The sequence below is a fragment of the Streptomyces sp. Q6 genome (genome assembly GCF_036967205.1).
Lineage (GTDB): Bacteria > Actinomycetota > Actinomycetes > Streptomycetales > Streptomycetaceae > Streptomyces > Streptomyces citrinus.
On sequence record NZ_CP146022.1, the window covers coordinates 2,133,746 to 2,151,034 of the forward strand.

At 72.3% G+C, this 17,289-nt stretch carries 18 protein-coding genes and 1 pseudogene; 4 read left to right on the top strand and 15 right to left on the bottom strand.

Annotated elements, in window-relative coordinates; all coding sequences use genetic code 11:
* Nucleotides 1–15: 15 nt before the first annotated feature.
* From V2W30_RS10005 to V2W30_RS10015, 3 genes are read right to left on the bottom strand one after another with little or no spacing between them, the layout of a single operon-like run.
* Nucleotides 16–1,050 (bottom strand): glycoside hydrolase family 6 protein, encoded by a 1,035-nt coding sequence (locus tag V2W30_RS10005; protein WP_338695445.1) that lies wholly within the window; start codon nt 1,048–1,050, stop codon nt 16–18.
* 28 nt (nt 1,051–1,078) lie between these two features.
* Entirely contained in the window at nt 1,079–1,855 is a 777-nt protein-coding gene (locus V2W30_RS10010; protein ID WP_338695447.1) for an aspartate/glutamate racemase family protein, read from the bottom strand.
* 15 nt (nt 1,856–1,870) lie between these two features.
* Nucleotides 1,871–3,364, bottom strand: a complete 1,494-nt coding sequence (locus V2W30_RS10015) for an NCS1 family nucleobase:cation symporter-1 (RefSeq protein ID WP_338695449.1) — start codon at nt 3,362–3,364, stop codon at nt 1,871–1,873.
* A gap of 190 nt (nt 3,365–3,554) precedes the next feature.
* On the opposite strand from V2W30_RS10015, the gene V2W30_RS10020 reads away from it, so the two are divergent.
* Nucleotides 3,555–4,211: a GntR family transcriptional regulator gene (locus tag V2W30_RS10020; protein ID WP_338695450.1), complete on the top strand. Its 657-nt coding sequence runs from the start codon at nt 3,555–3,557 to the stop codon at nt 4,209–4,211.
* A gap of 62 nt (nt 4,212–4,273) precedes the next feature.
* Nucleotides 4,274–4,681: a (2Fe-2S) ferredoxin domain-containing protein gene (locus tag V2W30_RS10025; RefSeq protein WP_338695451.1), complete on the top strand. Its 408-nt coding sequence runs from the start codon at nt 4,274–4,276 to the stop codon at nt 4,679–4,681.
* 26 nt (nt 4,682–4,707) lie between these two features.
* On the opposite strand, the gene V2W30_RS10030 is transcribed toward V2W30_RS10025, so the two are convergent.
* The 4 genes and pseudogenes from V2W30_RS10030 to V2W30_RS10045 all read right to left on the bottom strand — a co-directional run bounded on the left by V2W30_RS10030 (nt 4,708) and on the right by V2W30_RS10045 (nt 9,558).
* Nucleotides 4,708–5,907 carry an MFS transporter gene (locus V2W30_RS10030; RefSeq protein WP_338695452.1) on the bottom strand — a complete coding sequence of 400 codons (1,200 nt, stop codon included), beginning with the start codon at nt 5,905–5,907 and terminating at the stop codon, nt 4,708–4,710.
* 15 nt (nt 5,908–5,922) lie between these two features.
* Nucleotides 5,923–6,656, bottom strand: a pseudogene (locus tag V2W30_RS10035) (uracil-DNA glycosylase).
* A gap of 47 nt (nt 6,657–6,703) precedes the next feature.
* Nucleotides 6,704–8,239, bottom strand: coding sequence for a YfcC family protein (locus V2W30_RS10040; RefSeq protein ID WP_338695453.1), 1,536 nt, complete (start codon nt 8,237–8,239; stop codon nt 6,704–6,706).
* The gene (locus tag V2W30_RS10045; RefSeq protein WP_425244671.1) at nt 8,236–9,558 is read right to left on the bottom strand and encodes a M20/M25/M40 family metallo-hydrolase; all 1,323 of its coding nucleotides are present in this window, start codon (nt 9,556–9,558) and stop codon (nt 8,236–8,238) included. The genes V2W30_RS10040 and V2W30_RS10045 overlap by 4 nt, the downstream gene beginning before the upstream one ends.
* Nucleotides 9,559–9,797: 239 nt before the next feature.
* On the opposite strand from V2W30_RS10045, the gene V2W30_RS10050 reads away from it, so the two are divergent.
* Nucleotides 9,798–10,280, top strand: a complete 483-nt coding sequence (locus V2W30_RS10050) for an RNA-binding S4 domain-containing protein (protein ID WP_338695454.1) — start codon at nt 9,798–9,800, stop codon at nt 10,278–10,280.
* Between the two features lie 173 nt (nt 10,281–10,453).
* Here V2W30_RS10050 and V2W30_RS10055 read toward each other — a convergent pair whose 3' ends face one another.
* From V2W30_RS10055 to V2W30_RS10065, 3 genes are all read right to left on the bottom strand, one after another.
* Nucleotides 10,454–10,891, bottom strand: coding sequence for a DoxX family protein (locus V2W30_RS10055; RefSeq protein WP_338695455.1), 438 nt, complete (start codon nt 10,889–10,891; stop codon nt 10,454–10,456).
* A gap of 111 nt (nt 10,892–11,002) precedes the next feature.
* On the bottom strand, nt 11,003–11,692 hold the full coding sequence (locus V2W30_RS10060) for a class I SAM-dependent methyltransferase (protein ID WP_338695456.1): 690 nt from the start codon (nt 11,690–11,692) through the stop codon (nt 11,003–11,005).
* A 39-nt stretch (nt 11,693–11,731) separates the two neighbouring features.
* Nucleotides 11,732–12,721, bottom strand: coding sequence for an acyltransferase domain-containing protein (locus V2W30_RS10065; protein ID WP_425244672.1), 990 nt, complete (start codon nt 12,719–12,721; stop codon nt 11,732–11,734).
* Nucleotides 12,722–12,805: 84 nt separating this feature from the next.
* Between V2W30_RS10065 and V2W30_RS10070 the strand changes: the two genes are divergently transcribed.
* Entirely contained in the window at nt 12,806–13,084 is a 279-nt protein-coding gene (locus V2W30_RS10070) for a DUF6343 family protein (protein ID WP_338703548.1), read from the top strand.
* Nucleotides 13,085–13,140: 56 nt separating this feature from the next.
* Here V2W30_RS10070 and V2W30_RS10075 read toward each other — a convergent pair whose 3' ends face one another.
* From V2W30_RS10075 to V2W30_RS10095, 5 genes are all read right to left on the bottom strand, one after another.
* Nucleotides 13,141–13,503, bottom strand: coding sequence for a tetratricopeptide repeat protein (locus V2W30_RS10075; protein WP_338695460.1), 363 nt, complete (start codon nt 13,501–13,503; stop codon nt 13,141–13,143).
* Nucleotides 13,504–13,593: 90 nt separating this feature from the next.
* The gene (locus V2W30_RS10080) at nt 13,594–13,977 is read right to left on the bottom strand and encodes a DUF3592 domain-containing protein (protein ID WP_338695462.1); all 384 of its coding nucleotides are present in this window, start codon (nt 13,975–13,977) and stop codon (nt 13,594–13,596) included.
* Nucleotides 13,974–14,582, bottom strand: coding sequence for a dephospho-CoA kinase (gene coaE, locus V2W30_RS10085; protein WP_338695463.1), 609 nt, complete (start codon nt 14,580–14,582; stop codon nt 13,974–13,976). Before coaE ends, V2W30_RS10080 begins: the two co-directional genes overlap by 4 nt.
* A gap of 23 nt (nt 14,583–14,605) precedes the next feature.
* Nucleotides 14,606–15,544 (bottom strand): PAC2 family protein, encoded by a 939-nt coding sequence (locus tag V2W30_RS10090; RefSeq protein WP_338695465.1) that lies wholly within the window; start codon nt 15,542–15,544, stop codon nt 14,606–14,608.
* 155 nt (nt 15,545–15,699) lie between these two features.
* Nucleotides 15,700–17,226, bottom strand: coding sequence for a flavin monoamine oxidase family protein (locus tag V2W30_RS10095; RefSeq protein ID WP_338695467.1), 1,527 nt, complete (start codon nt 17,224–17,226; stop codon nt 15,700–15,702).
* Nucleotides 17,227–17,289 lie beyond the last annotated feature (63 nt).

Here is a 17,289-nt window from a genome sequence, read left to right on the forward strand (position 1 = left end):
ACCGACGCGCCGACGTCAGCCTTTCGCGTTGCGCGCCAGCTCCAGGGCCCGGCCCGGCCACCACTTCCCCGCCGAGGGTCCGCCGCGGCACGTGCCGTCCGACTCTCCGGGACGCTTCACCCACAGGTACGCGTCCAGCGCCGCGTCGCCCGTGCGCGTGGTCGGTGGGGTGCCCAGGGCGCGGCCCGGCGGATTGCACCAGGCGTCCGTGCCCTGCCACGGGCCGTTGCCGTTGCGGCTCGTGTCGATCACGAAGTGCTTGCCGCCGCCCAGCGCCGCCACCAGGCGGTGTCCGTAGGCCGAGGACTCCTTGTCCGTACGGTAGTTGGAGACGTTCAGGGCCACGCCGTCGGCCGCTGCGACACCCGCCGAGCGCAGCGGGCCCACCAGTCGCTGCACGTCGGGGATCCAGCTCGCGTTGCCCGCGTCCAGGTAGACGCGGGTGTGCGGCTGGCGCTTGAGGCGGTGGACGGCGTACGCCAGCAGGGCGGAGCGCTCGCGGACGTTCGCCCCGGCGCAGCCGGCCACGGTCGCCGCCACCGCGTCGGGTTCCAGGATCACGTACGCGCCCCGTGAGCCCAGGCCCGCCGCGAAGGAGTCGACGTACGCGCGGTAGGCGGCGGCGTCGCGCGCGCCGCCCGAGGAGTACGCGCCGCAGTCCCGGTGCGGGATGTGGTACGCCACCAGGACCGCGGTGCGGTGGGTGCGGGACGCCTCCGTGGTGACGGCGCGGACCGCGGGGCCGGGGTTCGGGTCGTTGAGCCAGGCCGCCTGGGGGCGGGTGGCGATGCGGTCGATCAGGCGGGCCTCGGCCCAGCGGTGCTGCTTCCGGTACGCGGCCGCCTGCCGGGCCGCCGCCGTGTGCGGGTCGACCCAGAAGGTGGTCCGCGGGGCCGCCGCCGGGGGTGCGGGGGCGGAGGCGGACGGCGCGGAGGGTTCCGGGGGCGTGGGGGCCGCCCCCGTGGCGGGGGTCATTGTCAGGAACGCCGCCAGCGCCGCCCCGAGGACGGGGCGCGCCAGAGGCGGGAAGGGCATGTCGAACAGGGGCATTTCCGGATGATGCGCGGGGCCGCTCGGCCTACCCGTGCGTGACGGGACCGGTTACCCGGGGGTGCACTCGTTCGGCCTCACGGGGAGGCCGCCCCCAGGCCCGCCCCTTCCGCTCCGGCCGCGCGTAGCCGCCCGCCCTGCTCGTGCCGAGGCCGAGGCCCACGAGGGACTCCGCGAGGCGGACCGCCGCCGCGACGCCGTCGACGACCGGCACCCCGAGCCGCGCGGAGACGGCCCGTTCCAGGCCCGTCATGCCCGCGCAGCCGAGGACGAGGACCTCCGCGCCGGCCGCGAGCACCTTCCGCGCGGCCGCCACGAAGGCCTCCTCCACCCGTGCCGGATCGCCGAGTTCCAGGACGCCGAGGCCGGTGCCCGCCACGGCCGCGCAGTGCGCGCCGACCCCCGCCGTCAGCAGGCTGTCCTCGATCTGGCCGCGGGCGCGGTCGAGGGTGGTGACCACTCCGTAGCGGCGGCCGAGCAGGCATGCCAGGTGGGCGGCCGCCTCGGTGATGTCGACGACCGGGACCCCCACCAACTCCCGTGCGCCTTCCCGCCCGTGCTCGCCGAAGCCGGCCATGACGACGGCGTCGTACGGTGCGCCCTCGTACGTCCGCAGGGCGTCCAGGACCGCCGCCGCCGACAGATAGCTGTCCAGCCAGCCCTCCGCCGACTCGACGCCCCACGACGGTGTCAGTCCCGTGATCGTCGTGCCGGGGGACGCCGCGACCCGCGCGCCCGCCGTGATCTCGTCCGTCATGGCGAGCGTGGTGTTGCAGTTGGTGACAAGGATGTGCGTGCGGCTCATGGTGCTCACGGTTCGTCAGACCCCCGTCGTCGCGTCGGACACGACGGCCGCGTCGGTCACGGTGGTGGTCGCCGCGCGTTCCGCCCGGCAGATCACGCCGTAGAGCCCCGCCGCGACCGCCGTCCCGATGAACCACGAGTACGCGGCCACCTGGTCGAAGTACGGGACGAGGGCGAGGACGACCGCGAGCGCCGCCGACGGTACGAAGGCCGCCAGGGCCTTGGGGTTCACACCGTGCCGGTAGTAGTAGCGCGAGCCGGGCGTCGCGTCGAAGAGTGCCGCGTCGTCGATCCGGCCGCGCTTCACCCAGAAGTAGTCGAGCATGATGATCCCGAACAGCGGTCCCAGGAAGGCTCCGAGCCCGCCCAGGAAGTAGTTCACGACGTTCGGGTTCGAGTAGAGGTTCCACGGGGTGACGACGAGCGCCGCCACCGTCGAGATCGCTCCGCCGACCTTGAACGTGATCTTCTGCGGCCAGACGTTGGCCAGGTCGTACGCGGGTGAGACGAAGTTGGCGACGATGTTGACGCCCATCGTGGCGATGGCGAAGGTCAGCGCGCCGAAGACGAGGACCCAGGTGTTGCCGATCTTCGCGACGAGCAGCGCCGGGTCGGTGATGGCCTCGCCGAACACCTCCAGGCTGCCGGCGGTCACGACGACCGAGAGGACCACGAACGCCGTGGAGTTGACCGGCAGGCCCCAGAAGTTGCCGCGGCGCACGGTCCTGTAGTCCGGCGCGAAGCGGGAGAAGTCGCAGAAGTTGAGCATCAGCGTGCCGTAGGTGGCCAGGATCAGGCCGATCGCGCCGAACCACTGGCGGAACTGCTCGCCCGTCGACACCGGGTGCGGTGTCGTGGTCAGGGAGATCGTCCAGCCCGCCTTCGCCCAGATCCAGACGGCCAGGGCGAGCATCACGACCCAGATCGCCGGGCCGCAGAAGTCCTGGAACTTGCGGACCGATTCCATGCCCTGAGTGATGATCAGGGACTGGATCAGCCACAGGGCCAGGAACGACGCCCAGCCGAGCGCGTGCAGGCCGAGGAACGAGTGGCGGGTCCAGGAATCCATGCCGGGGAAGGCGGCGAGCACCATGACGTTGACCGCCACGGACGCCAGGTATGTCTGGATTCCGTACCACATGATGGCGATGACGGCACGGACGAGCGCGGGGATGTTGGCTCCCCAGACGCCGAAGCTGATGCGGCTGACCACGGGGAACGGGACGCCGTGGCGCTGGCCTATGCGCCCCATCGCGTTGCAGCCGGCGTAGATGAGCACGAAGCCGATGAGCAGGGCCGTAAAGATCTGCCAGGCGTTGAGACCGAGCACCAACAGGCCCGCGGCGAAGGTGTAGTTGCCCAGGTTGTGGACGTCGGACATCCACAGCGCGAAGAGGTCGAAGACCTTCCACTTGCGTTCCGCGGCGGGGGCGAGGTCCTCGTTGACCAGGCGCGGATCGGGGACGACGTCGCGGCTGTTTCGCGTCTGCACGGGTTCGGCGACAGACATGGGTGAGCCTCCCAGGGGACGGGGATGTGCGGCACGTACGGCACGGCGGTGCTCGCCTCGGGCACCTGTTTGGTATACCAAACAGCCGTCATGCTCCCGCTCCCGACGGCACTCGGCAATGTCCGCGCGGTTACGGCTCGGTAAAACACCCCGGGCCCGAACACCCGCCCCCATCGGCGAAGATGGGGGCATGACGACGGTGGAACCTCTGGGCGCGGTACGCGAACGGGTCCTCGGCACGCTGCGGCAGGACATCATCGGCGGCCGGCTGCGCCCCGGCGACCGGCTGGTCGAGCGGGAACTCGCGGACCGGTTCGGGGTGTCGCGGGTCCCGGTGCGCGAGGCGATCCGGGCGCTGCTCGCCGAGGGCTTCGTGACGTTCGAGACGCCGCGCAGGGCCGTGGTGCGCACCCTGACGCGGACCGATGTCACCGAGCTCTTCGAACTGCGCGAGGCCCTTGAGGTCTACGCGGCCGGGCTGGCCGCCGAGCGAGCGACGCGTGACGACCTCGCGCACCTGGAGGAGCTGCTCGACCTCGCGGCCCGCGCCACACGCGGCGACGACGCCGAGACCATCACCGACATCAACACCCGCTTCCACGACCGGCTCCTCGCCATGGCGGGCAACGGCCTGCTCAGCACGGTGATGCAGCCGGTCGACGGGCGGCTGCGCTGGATGACGCGGCGCAACGAGGAATGGCCCCAACAGCTCGCCGAGCACCGGGAGTTGTACGACGCCGTGGCCGCGGGCGACCCGGAACGGGCGAGGGCGGTGGCGCTCGCCCACGTACGGACCAACTACCGTTCCACGGTCAGCCACCTGTTCGGCGACGACGCCGAGCACTGATCCCCGTACCCGACCTCACCCGTAGCGGATCCCGCACGACCGCAGCGGACGACTGGAGAGCCTTGCCCACCCTGATAGGCGCCGCCCGCACCCGCCCCTGCACCCTCGTCGTGTGCCGCGGCTGCTGCTGCGGCGACACCCGCAAACACCCCGGATACGACCACGACTGGCAGCTGGAGCGGCTGCGGGTGGCGGCGCGGGCGTCCGGCGGACGGTTCGCGGTGCGGGTCAGCGACTGCCTCGGGCCCTGCGACCAGGCGAACGTGGTCGTGCTCCAGCCGTCCGCCCAGGGCCGCGCCCGCGGCGGCCGGGCCGCGTGGATCGGCTGGTCCATGGGGGACGACGCGACGGACGAGATCCTGGCGTGGGCCGAGGCCGGCGGGCCGGGCGTGGCGCCCGCGCCGGTCGCCCTGGAGCTTCAGTTCATCGAGCCCCAGGGCGAGCGCGTCAGGCGGCGCCGGGGCCGCTGACCCCGGCGGAACGGTGCGGCGGGCGGCTACTGCGGTTTGATCGTCCGCATCCGCCCGTACGCGTACACGCAGCCGGCGAGGGCCAGGTCGGACAGGAGCATGAAGCCGATGGAGTACGAGCCCTTGGCGCTGTAGATCGCGCCCATCACGAGCGGCGGCACGAAGCCGCCGAGGCCGCCCATCGCGCCGACGATGCCGGTCACCGAGCCGACCTTCTCCTGTGGGGTGACCTGGGAGACGAGAGCGAAGACGCTGCCGCTCGCCGTGCCGAGGCCCGCGGCCATGACCAGCAGGTCGACGGTGCCCCCGGGCGCGAGCGACGGTTCGAATGCCTGCACGATGGCCCACACCGCCACGACGCCCAGCGCCCAGGCGGTGACGATCGCCGGGTGGACACGGTCGGAGAGGAACCCGCCGATCGGCCGGAAGACCACGGTGACGAGGGCGAATCCGGCGGCCTTGGTGCCCGCGTCGACGGGATCGAGGTCGTACCAGGTCTTCAGGTACGTCGGCAGGTACGTGCCGTAGGCGACGATGCCGCCGAAGCCGATCGCGTAGAGCGCCGACAGCTCCCACGTCACCCGCAGCTTCCCGGCGCTGCCGAGCCGCTGGCCGAGCGAGGTGGTGGGAACGAGGCGGTCCGGGTGGTCGCTGAGGAGGAACCAGGAGACCACCACGTAGGCGGCGAGGGCGATCGCCACGATGTAGAACGGCAGGTTCTCGCCGTGCTTGGCGATGCGCGGCGTGAAGTAGCCGGACAGGGCGACACCGCCCATGCCCATGCCGAAGATGCCGAGGGCCGCGCCGCGCTTGGCGGGCGGGAACCAGGAGTTCACCAGCGGGATGCCGATGGCGAACGTGGTGCCGCCGAGCCCCAGCAGGAAGCCGACGAGGATCATCGCGAGGTACGAGTCGCGGGCCAGCGGCACGAGCAGCACCGGGATGATCGTGAGCGCGGTGACCAGCGGGAACATCATCTTGGCGCCGTAGCGGTCGGTCAGGGCGCCGGCCGGGATGCGGCCGAGCGAGCCGACGATGACCGGCACGGCGACCAGGAACGACTGCTCGAACGAGCTGAGTCCCAGACTGTCGCCGAAGGTACTGCCGAGCGGCGCGATGAGGTTCCACGCCCAGAAGGTGAGCGTGAAGCCGACCGTGGCCACCGCGAGGTTCAGGTACGCCGCGGCCGGTGGCCTGGTGGAGGGCTGCGCGGTCGTCGTAGGCATCGTCACTCTCTCACGCTAAGAAGAGTCGCCCGAACGCTCCTGATCTGCTGCTCCGTTCGGGGTCACCTGGAGGCCCGCCGCGCGCGCCGCCGTGCTCAGCGTCCCGCGCAGCATCTCCGGGGTGAGTCGTCCGGTGAAGGTGTTGCGCCGGCTGACGTGGTAGCAGCCGACGAGGGCGAGTCCGCCGAGGTCGGCGCGGGCGCCGTGCGCGAAGACCGGCCGGGGCGCGGCACCGGCCACCCGGCCGCGGCGAACGCGGGCAGTGCCGCCTGCCAGCCGAACGCGCCGAGCACGACGACCGCGCGCAGGGTGGGCCGCAGCAGGTCGAGCTCCCGCACCAGCCAGGGGCGGCAGGTGTCGCGCTCGGCCGGGGTCGGCTTGTTGGCTGGTGGCGCGCAGTGCACGGGCGCGGTGACGCGGACGCCGCGCAGGGTCAGACCGTCGTCGGCGCTCACCGCGTCGGGGCGGGAGGCCGGCCCGATGTCGTACAGGGCGCGGAAGAGCACGTCACCCGACCTGTCGCCGGTGAACATGCGGCCCGTGCGGTTGCCGCCGTGCGCGGCGGGCGCGAGGCCCACGATCAGGAGCGACGCGTCGTGCGGCCCGAAGCCGGGGACCGGGCGGCCCCAGTAGGTCTGATCGGCGAAGGCCGCCCGCTTGGTGCGGGCGACCTCCTCGCGCCAGGCGACGAGCCGCGGACAGGCCCGGCAGTGGGTGATCCGCTCGTCGAGTTCTCCGAGTCCGTCCATCGTCCTCACGGTAGGGGGGCGCCCGACGCCCGCGGCCCTGCAGGCGGCTAGGTGAAGGCGGCGCCCAGGGCCACGAACGCGCAGATCAGCACGAACAGGATGGCCAGGAGCGGCCACACGAACCGCAGGTACTTGTCGTAGCCGACCTTGGCGAGGGCGACGCCACCGATGGTGACGGCGGTGGTCGGCACCCACAGGTTCATCCAGCCGCTGGCCGACTGCCAGGCGGTGACGACGACCGCGCGCGAGACGCCCGCGAAGTCGGCGAGCGGCGCGAGGATCGGCATGGCGAGGGTGGCATGGCCCGAGGTGGACGGGATGAGGAAGGCGAGCGGCAGGTTCACGACGAAGACGATGATCGCGAAGACGCCGGACGAGGTGCCCTTCACGACGCCCTCGATCGCGTGCAGCACGGTGTCGGTGATCTTCGAGTTGTTCATGATCACGGTGACGCCGCGGGCCAGCAGGATGACGAGCGCGGGCGAGATGAAGTCGGCCGCGCCCTGGATGATCGTCGAGCTGATCTTCTGCTCGCCCATCCGCGCGACGAGCCCGACGAGCACGGCCGCGCACAGGAACAGCGCCGCCAACTGCGGGAAGGACCAGTCGAGTTCGAAGCCGTACGGGGTCGCGTCCGCGTCACCGGTCAGGGCGCTCGCCCACGGCACGACCGAGAAGATCATGAAGACGAAGACCAGGGCGGTGACGACCAGGACCGCCTTGTGCAGCGCGGTCAGTTCGGGGACCTCGGCGGCGTCGGAGGCGGCCTGGTCGCGGTCCTGGTCTCCGGGCAGGAATCCGGACAGGGACCGCGCCGGGTTCTTCTGGACGCGCTTGGCGTACCGGATGACGTAGGCGACCGTGACCGCGGTCAGCACGATCCACATCGCGAAGCGCAGCGCGATGCCGTCGCCCAGGGAGATGTCGGCGGCGGAGGAGGCGACGCCGGTCGCGAACGGGTTGACCGTCGAGCAGAGCACACCGACACCCGCGCCGAGGATGATCGCGCCGACGGCCGTCATCCGGTCGTAGCCGAGCGCGAGCATCAGCGGCACGATCAGGCCGTAGAACCCGAGGGTCTCCTCGGCGAAGCCCTCGACCGTGCCGAGGACCGAGAAGACGACCATGACGCCCGCGATGAGCAGCGCGCCGCGCTCGCGCAGCCGGTGGGCGAGGCGGCCGATGCCTCGGTCCAGGGCGCCGGTCGCGAAGACGACGGTGATGAACGCGCCGATGGCGAGGACGAAGAGGAAGACGCCCGCGCTGCCGTACAGGTCACCGGAGTTGTCCGGGCCGACCAGGGAGGTCTTGGGGTCCTGGATGCCGTAGAGGCCGTTGACCGGGGAGAGGAACAGGTCGTTGAGGCGGTCGACGAAGGACTGGCCGGAGCCGACGCGGTGGTAGGTGCCCTCGACCGGGGCGCCGTCGCCGTTCCTGTCGTACGTCCCGGACGGGATCAGGAAGGCGAGGAGCCAGACCGCGACGGTGACGACGGCGAGGACGGTCAGGGCGCTGGGGAACGTGAACTTCTTCTTGGCCGGCGGCCGCGCGGGTTCCTGTGAGGTGTCGACCCCGGTGCTCATGACGTGACCCCCTTCCTGAAGTCGTCCGCGTAGCGGCGCACGAACGCGCACATCGCGACGACGGTGGCGCGCAGTTCCGAGAACAGGACGCGTTCGTTCGGTGCGTGCAGGTTGCAGAGGCTGTCCTGGGCGCCGAAGAGGAGCACCTCGGCGTCGGGGGCGGCCTGGGCGAGCCCGTTGACCAGGGGGATGGAGCCGCCGGTCGCGACGTACGAGGCGTCGCTGCCCCAGGCCTCCTTGAGCGCGGCGCGGGCGGCGCGGTAGGCGGGGCCGCCGGTCGCCGCCTCGTAGCCGGGGCCGGTGTCGCCCGGGGTGACCGTGAGCGGGATGCCGAAGGGCCGCAGGGCGCGCAGGTGGCGGACGAGGTGGTCCTGGGCCTCGTGCGGGTCCTGCTTCGGGTGGAAGCGCAGGTTCAGCTTGGCGCGGGCGTACGGGACCACGGCCGACGCGGCGCCGTCGACGCCGGGGGCGTCGAGGCCGATGACGGTGATCGCGGGGCCGGACCACAGGCGTTCACCGAGGGTGCCGCTGCCGAGCAGCGGAAGGTCCTCGGCGACGGAGGCGAGGTCGCGGAACTCGTCCTCGGTGTAGCTGGTGCCGGTCCACTCCTCGCGCCGCAGCCCCTCGACGGCGACGTCGCCGTGGACGTCGTGGAGGGTGGCGAGGGCCTTGAGGAGGGTGAGCAGCGCGTCGGGGGCGGCGCCGCCGAACTCCCCGCTGTGGCGCGGCTCCTGGAGGGTGCGGACCTCGACCATGACCTCGGCGGCGCCGCGCAGGCCGGTGGTGAGGGTGGGGGTGCCGGGGCGCAGGTTGCCCAGGTCGGCGATGACCATGGCGTCGCAGGCGAACCGGTCGGGGTCGGTGGGCGGGTAGCCGTCGAAGGGGCTGCCGTACTCCTCCTGCCCCTCGAAGACGATCTTGACGCCGACGGGCGGGCGGCCGCCGAAGGCACGGAGCATGCCGAGGTGGGCGATGACGTTCGACTTGTCGTCGGCGATGCCTCGGGCACGCAGGCCGCCCTCGATCGGGGTCGGTTCGAACGGCGGCGACCGCCACAGGCTCTCGTCGCCCGGGGGCTGGACGTCGTAGTGCGAGTAGAGCAGGACGGTGGGAGCGACGGGGGTCGGCGGCGGGATCTCGGCGAAGACGACGGGGGCGGTGTCGGGCAGGTCGATCCGCTCGACGTGCGGGACGCCGACATCGTGCAGGAGGCCCACGAGCAGGTCGTGCGCCTCCTGGACCGGCCCGGCGGGGAAGCCGGGGAAGGCGATGGACGGGATGGCGGCGAGCCGCTCCAGGTCGGCCACGAGACCGTCCATCAACCGGTCGACCCGGCCGGGCAGGTCGCTGTCGTCGACGAGGTCGCTCACCTCGTCGAGGTCGTTGAGGTCGTTCGGTTCGTTGTCCGGATCCCGGTCCGTCGCGGCCATGACGTACACGCCTCTCACTGTCGGATACGAGCGTTTCGCCCGGATTATCCGTGTGGGGTGAGGGGTGTCGGCCGGTGGCTCGCCGAGGGCCCCGGCATCGGGGACGCGATCCGCATTAGGGTCGGCGCATGGCATCGCAGACATCAGGGACGCCGAAGAGCACGGCGGGTGCGCCGGACCCGGTGGCTGCCGCGCGGGCGGCGGCTCCGGGCGGCGGCGAGACCGTGCGCGTCGACAGCTGGATCTGGTCCGTGCGCCTGGTCAAGACGCGCGCGGCCGGCGCCGCGGCCTGCAAGGGCGGGCACGTCAAGGTCAACGGCGCGAGCGCGAAGCCGGCGCACGCGCTGCGCGTCGGCGACGAGGTGCGGCTGCGCCAGCCCGGCCTCCACGAGCGGGTGGTGGTCGTGAAGCGCCTGCTCCGCAAGCGGGTCGGCGCGCCGGTGGCGGTCGAGGCCTACGTCGACAACAGTCCGCCGCCCCCGCCGCGCGAGGTGGTGGCCCCGGTCGGCATGCGCGACCGCGGCACGGGCCGCCCGACCAAACGCGACCGCCGCGAACTGGAGCGCCTGCGGGGCATCTTCGGGCAGGGTCCTGATTCCGGCGGGGAGTGACGGGAGCGGAGCCGGCCCGGGTCCAGGCCCGGGCCCGGGCCCGGGCATGGGTGATCAGAGCCGGTCGCACCGCCCGCACGCGCGGCACTGAGCCGGCCCTGTCGCCGAAGCCCACCGGAGGTGGGCCCAGGCCACAAGGCCGGCTGGAGCGGGCGGTGGTGCCCGGCGCACGCTCAGGCTCCGCGCCTCACCAGGGCGAGCAGGTCGCGGTTGCGTCCTCGGTTGGCTCGGGCCAGGAAGGCCAGGGGGACGAGGAGGATGAGCGGCGTCGCCGCGTTCTCCCCGCCGAAGGAGACGATCTGTGTGACGCACGCGCCGACCATCAGGGCGCTCAGCGCGATCGGCGTCACTCCGGAGAGGACCGGCACCAACAGGCCGATCGCCCCCGCGAGTTCGAGCACGCCGATCGCGTACATGCCGGCCGCTCCCCAGCCGATCGTGTCGAACGCCTCGACCGCCGTCGGGTGCGCGATCAGCTTGGGCAGGGCGCTCGCGAGGCCGAAGAACAGGGCGAGCACGACGGTGACCGTGCGCAGCGTGACACGGGCGGCACGGGACCGGACGGGGGCGCCGGAGGCGGCAGGGGCGGCGGGGGTGGCGATGTTCGTCATGGTGGCTCCTCGGTGACGTGGCTGCACGATGTGCTGTCACGGAGATAGACCGGGCATCGCCGCGGAACTCATCGGTCCCGGCGCGAACTCGACCGCCACCGCCCCTCGCCGCTACGCGGGCACCACGCGCACCCACCGCTCGTCGTCCGTGAGCACCCGGTCGACCTTCAAGTCGGCCTCCGCCAGCGCCTGTTCGAACTGCTCCCGGGTCAGCGGGCGGGCCCGGTAGGTCTGCGTCCACACCACGTCGGGGAAGACGTACTCGACCTTCACCGAGCGGACGCCGTCCCCGACGGGCTCCGAGGACAGCTTGCGGATGGTGCAGCCGCCCGGGATCGTGACCTCCCGCGGCAGGTTGTCGTGCGCGCCGTCGCCCTCGCGCTGGATCAACACGCAGCCCCCGTCGGCGACATGGCGCCGGCAGGCGTCCAGCATGCCGCGCCGCACCGCCGCGTCCCCGGTGTGCACGAGGATCGACGCGAGCACCACGACGTCGAACGTCTCGCCGAGGTCGAGGCCCTCGATGGTGCTGCGCACGGTGCGCGCGCCGCGCACCCGCTCCAGCATCTCCGGCGACTCGTCCACCGCCGTCACCGTGAAGCCGCGCTCGACGAGCGGGTGCGTCATCCGGCCCACCCCGCAGCCGAGTTCGAGCAGTGTGGCGCCCGCGGGCACGGCGGCCGCGATGATCTCCGACTCGCCCTCTTCGGGCATTCTCGAATACAGCTCGACCGCGCAGCCGTCGGGCGTGATCGCGCCCGGTCCTGTCCCTTCGTATCCCGCTCGCATCTCCAGGCTCATGGACCGGGAACGAACGGCCCCCGCACCCCGGTTCCCGCCTCATTCCCCCGGCATCGGGAACCAGCCGTGCCCCGCGTACCAGTGCCCGCCCGCGTCGAGGTGGCCGAGCACGGCGCGCTGCACACCGGAGCGGCGCGGCAGCAGGTCGCGGGGTGTCTCCGTACCGCCGAAGACGAAGGCGACGGGCGTGTCGTCCTCCGGCTCGTCGGACATGTACGCGATGCGGAAGCGGTCCTGGAAGCGGACGATGTTGGAGTCGGCGGGCAGGTACCGCCCCAACTGCCGGTCCAGCAGCCATGAGTGGCACACGGCCACCCGCATCGGTTCCTCGGGGAAGTGCCGCGCGAAGAACGCCGACGCCCGCCGGATCGAGTCGTCGCACGCCTCGGGCGTCATCGGCCCGCGGAAGTCGGGGATGTGCACGCTGAGGCAGGGCTCGCCGGGTCCGGCCGGCCCGCCGGACCCGGCGATCGCCGTCCCCGTACGCCGGCCGAGCCGCGCCCGCTCGAACTGGAGCCGCCCCAGTTGGTAGAGGTCGCCGCGGAAGTGCCGGGTCGGCCACCACGGTACGAGCAGCCCGGTCGTACCGAACCGCCTGCGGTGCACGGCGAGGTTGCGGCCGAGGTCGGCGAGGCTGCGCCGGGACACGTCGTCGGGGATGCCGCGCGAACGGTGGAAGGCGCGCGTGTACGGCAGCGCGGCGACGAACACGAACACCGCGAAGCAGCGCCCCATGACTCCGGCCGCCGCGGGGAACTCCGGCAGTCCGGTCCCCTCGCCCGGCTCGTCCCGCTTCCACAGCAGCCCGCTGACGGCCCGCCCGAGCAGCGCGAGCAGCTCGGGAGAGCCCTCCAGTTCCCGCCTCAAAGACAGCAGTTGGGCGATGTCCTCATGGGGTACGGCGAGGTCCACAAGGACGTCGGGCAGGTCGAGCGCGTCCGGCAGCTCGACGGCCAGCCGCGGTATCGCCGGGTCGTCCAGCGCCTTCAGCCACGCGGCGCACGCCTCGTCGCCCTTCAGTACTTGCATGACGTCCAGTCCGTACGGCACACCCTCTCCTTCGGCCGTGGCACCCTGGAAAGGGAGCCTCTTCGCGTCGAGGGGATGGTGACCATGCGTCTGGTGCGCACCGGTGACGAGCCGGTCACCGCCCGCAGTCCCCTGCGCCTGCGGCTCGGCCTCGCCCTGTTCGGCCTGGTCTGGACCGTCGTCGGCACGGTCGCCTTCCTGCTGGCGCACCGGCCGGGATGGGCGCTGGCCTGCGGTGTGCTGTGGCTGATCACGACGGTCGATCTGTTCATGATCCTCCGCCACCTCCGCCAGGGCCCCCACTACCAGCCGAGCCGAGACGTCCCACCGTACCGAAAACCGCCGCAGCCCCCGCTGGAATAGACCTCGGGATCGGTCCGGCGGGCCCGGGGCCTGTCCGGCGGCGCGTCAGACAGGCCCTAGTCGTCGAAGCGGGCCGCCGCCAGGTACTCCGGCTGCGGGTCGAGCGCGGCGGCGAGGCGGAAGTGGCGGCGGGCCTGCTGCGGGCGTGCGCCGCGCTCGTACGTCCTCGCCAGCGCGAAGTGCGCGAACGCGTTGTCCGGCTCGCGCTCCAGGACGATGGAGAACTCCAGCTCGGCGGCGCGCAGTTGGGCCGCCGCGAAGAACGCGCGGGCGCGCAGCAGCCGGGCCGCCGTGTGCTCGGGGTGGGCGGCGATCACGTCGTCGAGCAGCTTGACCGCGCCGCGCGGATCGCGTGCGGCGAGGAGTTGCTCGGCGGCGCGGTAGTCGATGACGTGCGTCTCCGGGGTGGCGTCGGGCACGGCGAACTCCCTTCTGGTGCCGACCTGTCGGTCACGTCAACACCGCGGACCGTAGGTGCTATTCCTGCCCGCCCGGCGCCCCCGGGACACTCAGCTCAGGGCCACCGCGAGCACCATGCCCACCAGGACGAGCGCCGCTCCGGCGATCATGAACCCGCGGTCGACGCCGGGTCGTTCCCCGCCGAGCACCACCGTCTCGCGCGGGTCCTCGACGTCGTACGCGACGCTGACGACGGCGCCCGCGGTCAGCGGGGTGCGCTTGCTGGGCGGCACCGGCGAGACGACCTCCACGACGCGCCCGTCGACCGTCTCGAACTGGAGCAGCGGGCGCTCGGCACCGGGCTGCGGAGGTTTGACGAGCGCGTCCACCACGTTGCCCGCGGTCTGTATGCGGCGGGTGCGCCGCACTCCGTACGCCCCCGCGATCAGGGCGATCAGACCGCCGATCGCGGTGGACGCGGCGAGGACGATCACGCGGTGGCGGCACGCGCCCGGCGCACCAGGTCGGCCCAGACCGCGTCGACCTGCTCCGTGAGCCTCTCCAGCGGTACGTCGTTGTCGATGACGACGTCGGCGATCTCGCGGCGCTTCTCGCGGGTGGCCTGCGCGGCCATCCGGGCCCGCGCGTCCTCCTCGCTCATGCCGCGCAGCCGGATCAGGCGGTCCAGCTGGGTCTCGGGGCTCGCGTCGACGACGATGACGAGGTCGTAGAGCGGGGCGAGGCCGTTCTCGGCGAGCAGCGGGACGTCGTGGACGACGACGGAGTCGGGACCGGCCGCGCGCTCCAGCTCCGCGGACCGGGCGCCCACCAGCGGGTGGACGATCGCGTTCAGGGTGGCGAGCCGGTCGGGGTCGGCGAAGACGATCGAGCCGAGGCCCGGCCGGTCCAGGCTGCCGTCGGGGGCGAGCACCTGATCGCCGAACGCCTCGACGACGGCCGCGAGCCCCGGCGTACCGGGCTCGACGACCTCGCGCGCGATCTTGTCGGCGTCGATCAGAACGGCCCCGCGCGCCACGAGCAGCCGGGACACCTCGCTTTTGCCGGCACCGATTCCGCCGGTCAGCCCCACCTTCACCATGAGCGGCAGCTTAGGCGCTGTGATCAGGCGTCGCCTTCCCGTTCCGCCAGGAACTTCTCGAACTCGAGGCCGATCTCGTCAGCGGACGGGATGTCCGCGGGCTCGGCCAGCATGTTGCCCCGGGACTCGGCCCCCGCGGCGGCGTCGTACTGGTGCTCAAGGCCCTGCACCAGGGCGACGAGCTCCTCGTCGCCCTCCTGGATCTGCCGGTCGATCTCGGTCTGCGTGCGGTGCGCCTCGGTGCGCAGGCCGTGCGCGACGCCCGGCAGGACCAGGCCGGTCGCGCCGGTGATGGCCTCGACGACGGTCAGCGCGGCGTCCGGGTACGCGGAGCGCGCGATGTAGTGCGGAACGTGCGCGGCGACGCCGAGGACGTCGTGCCCGGACTCCATGAGGCGGTACTCGACGAGCGCTGCCGCGCTGCCGGGCACCTGTGCCTCCTCGAAGGGGCTGCGGTGGCCGGGGACCAGTTCCGTGCGGTTGCCGTGCGGCGTCAGGCCGACCGGCCGGGTGTGCGGGACGCCCATCGGGATGCCGTGGAAGTTGACCGCGAGGCGCACGCCGAGGCGCTCCACGATCTGCTGGACGGCGGCCGCGAAACGCTCCCACTCGACATCGGGCTCGGGCCCGGCGAGCAGCAGGAACGGCGCGCCGGTGGCGTCCTGGACGAGCCGCACCTCGATCGAGGGCACCTCGTACGCGGTCCAGCGGTCACGCTTGAACGTCAGCAGCGGGCGGCGCGCCCGGTAGTCCACGAGCCGGTCGTGGTCGAAGCGTGCCACCACCTGGTGGGGCAGCGAGTCGAGGACCCGGTCGACGATCTGGTCGCCGGTCTCGCCCGCGTCGATGTACCCGTCGAAGTGATAGAGCATGACCAGGCCCGCCGACTCCTGGGCGAGCGCCATGTCGACCACGGCGAGACCCTTCGGCTCCCATGTGTACAACTCCTGCGGATCAAGCACAGTGACCGCTCCTCGCTCTTCTACGGTGACTCCTAGACAGAACGCGCGGTGGGGGCGCGGGCATTCCCGCCCGCGCCCTTTCTCAGCGGCCTCTTACGGAGCGTCTTCGCAGGGAGAAGTCAGGGAGGGGTCAGGGCGAGGCCAGAGCGAGGTCCTCAGCCGGCCATCACGCGCGTGTGCAGCTTGGTCACGGCCCGGCGCGCGGACGTGAACGCGCCGTGCTGCCAGGCGTCGGTGTAGCTGAGCCAGTCACCGGCGAAGTAGACGCGCCCGGTGGGCTCGTTGAGCGGCTTGTAGCGGGGGTCGTCGGGCCCGCCCGGGGTGTCGTGCCAGGCGCCTTCCAGGTGCGGCGTCTGCCGCCAGTGGTGCGAGAACGACGACGCCAGCTCCGTGCGGTACTTCTCCCCGTAGATCTTCACGCCCTGCGCGACGGCCCGTGCCTCCCGCGCGGCCGGGCTGAGCTTCGCGTACGCGTCGGCGTCCTTGTCGTAGTTGTAGTAGCCGATCATGACGCCGCGCTCGCCGTGGAACCCGTAGCTGGGGTGCCAGATGTGGCTGAGGTCCATGTCGGTCTCGGTGATGCCGCCGTAGATCCGGTGGTCGGTCTCCCACCAGCGGGACCGGTACTCCAGGCCGATCTTGCCCGCGGACTGCGGCGTGATCGCCTCCAGGGCGCTCTGCACACCGGAGCCGAGGTTGTGCGGGATCCTGGCGAGGATGTTGGGCGGCAGCGCGCCGACGCAGTAGTCGGCGTCGACGACCTTGGTCCGCCCGTCCTGCGTGTACGTGACGGACACCCCGCGTCCGGTGTCGGTGATCTTGCTGACGACGGCTCCGGTGCGCACTCTGTGGGCGCCGATCGCCCGGGTCAGCGCCTTCGGTATCCGGTCCATTCCCCCGACCGGCTGGAACATCAGCATGGCCTGGTCGAAGCCGAACTCGAAGGAGAAGTAGCGTCCGACCCCGCTCGCGAAGACCTCCGACGCGGAGGGCACGTCGCCGAGCAGCACACCCGGTGTCCCGGTCGCGGCGGGCACGGTGGTGTAGCCGCGCCGCTCTCCGCCCTCGTAGGTGAGCTTGTCGCCCAGCTCCCCGAAGTCCTTGAGGAACTCGACGAGCCGCTCCTGGTCCCCCACAGTCAGTTCCTTGTCCAGGGCGCCCTTGTCGGACGCCTTGGCGAGCAGCTCGGACAGATAGCCGTACACGTCGGCCTTGGCGGTCCGGTAGCGCATGGGCTCGGTCATGCCGGCCGACTCGTTGAAGAGGTAGGCGTCGGCGTTGGTGTTGGTGAACACCTCGATGGGGACGCCGAGTTCGCGACAGTAGTCGAGCGTCACCATCCACTGCGGCAGCCGGGCGGGCCCCGCGTTCATGTACTGCCCGTCGCTGAACCGCGCCGTCTGCTTGTTGCCGTACGTGTCGACGGTGGTGTCGCCGCCCCGCACGGTGAAGTTGCGCCCGCCGGTCCGCCCTCTGGCCTCCAGGACCGTACAGTCGTACCCCGCCTTGCCCAGTTCGTAGGCGGTCGCGAGTCCGGCGATGCCGCCGCCCACGATCACGACCTTCGCGGCGCCGCGCCCGCTGAGCGTGAAGTCGCCCGACCGCGGTGCGCGGTACGGGAGTTCGCGCTGGGCGGCCTGCGCGGTGGGGGCGAGGCCGAGCGCTCCCATGGTCGCGAACATGGCACCCGCGCCCCCGGTGAGCCCGACGCTCCGGAGAAATCCCCGCCGACTGGTTCCCTGCCG

Excerpts from the sequence above, each read along its gene's own strand:
- V2W30_RS10005 (WP_338695445.1), bottom strand. The coding sequence starts at position 1,050 with ATGCCCCTGTTCGACATGCCCTTCCCGCCTCTGGCGCGCCCCGTCCTC.
- V2W30_RS10010 (WP_338695447.1), bottom strand. The coding sequence starts at position 1,855 with ATGAGCCGCACGCACATCCTTGTCACCAACTGCAACACCACGCTCGCC.
- V2W30_RS10015 (WP_338695449.1), bottom strand. The coding sequence starts at position 3,364 with ATGTCTGTCGCCGAACCCGTGCAGACGCGAAACAGCCGCGACGTCGTC.
- V2W30_RS10020 (WP_338695450.1), top strand. The coding sequence starts at position 3,555 with ATGACGACGGTGGAACCTCTGGGCGCGGTACGCGAACGGGTCCTCGGC.
- V2W30_RS10030 (WP_338695452.1), bottom strand. The coding sequence starts at position 5,907 with ATGCCTACGACGACCGCGCAGCCCTCCACCAGGCCACCGGCCGCGGCG.
- V2W30_RS10040 (WP_338695453.1), bottom strand. The coding sequence starts at position 8,239 with ATGAGCACCGGGGTCGACACCTCACAGGAACCCGCGCGGCCGCCGGCC.
- V2W30_RS10045 (WP_425244671.1), bottom strand. The coding sequence starts at position 9,558 with ATGGACGGTCTCGTGGCCGACCTGGAGCGGCTCGCCGCCATCCCGTCC.
- V2W30_RS10050 (WP_338695454.1), top strand. The coding sequence starts at position 9,798 with ATGGCATCGCAGACATCAGGGACGCCGAAGAGCACGGCGGGTGCGCCG.
- V2W30_RS10055 (WP_338695455.1), bottom strand. The coding sequence starts at position 10,891 with ATGACGAACATCGCCACCCCCGCCGCCCCTGCCGCCTCCGGCGCCCCC.
- V2W30_RS10060 (WP_338695456.1), bottom strand. The coding sequence starts at position 11,692 with ATGAGCCTGGAGATGCGAGCGGGATACGAAGGGACAGGACCGGGCGCG.
- V2W30_RS10065 (WP_425244672.1), bottom strand. The coding sequence starts at position 12,721 with ATGCAAGTACTGAAGGGCGACGAGGCGTGCGCCGCGTGGCTGAAGGCG.
- V2W30_RS10070 (WP_338703548.1), top strand. The coding sequence starts at position 12,806 with ATGCGTCTGGTGCGCACCGGTGACGAGCCGGTCACCGCCCGCAGTCCC.
- coaE (WP_338695463.1), bottom strand. The coding sequence starts at position 14,582 with ATGGTGAAGGTGGGGCTGACCGGCGGAATCGGTGCCGGCAAAAGCGAG.
- V2W30_RS10095 (WP_338695467.1), bottom strand. The coding sequence starts at position 17,226 with ATGTTCGCGACCATGGGAGCGCTCGGCCTCGCCCCCACCGCGCAGGCC.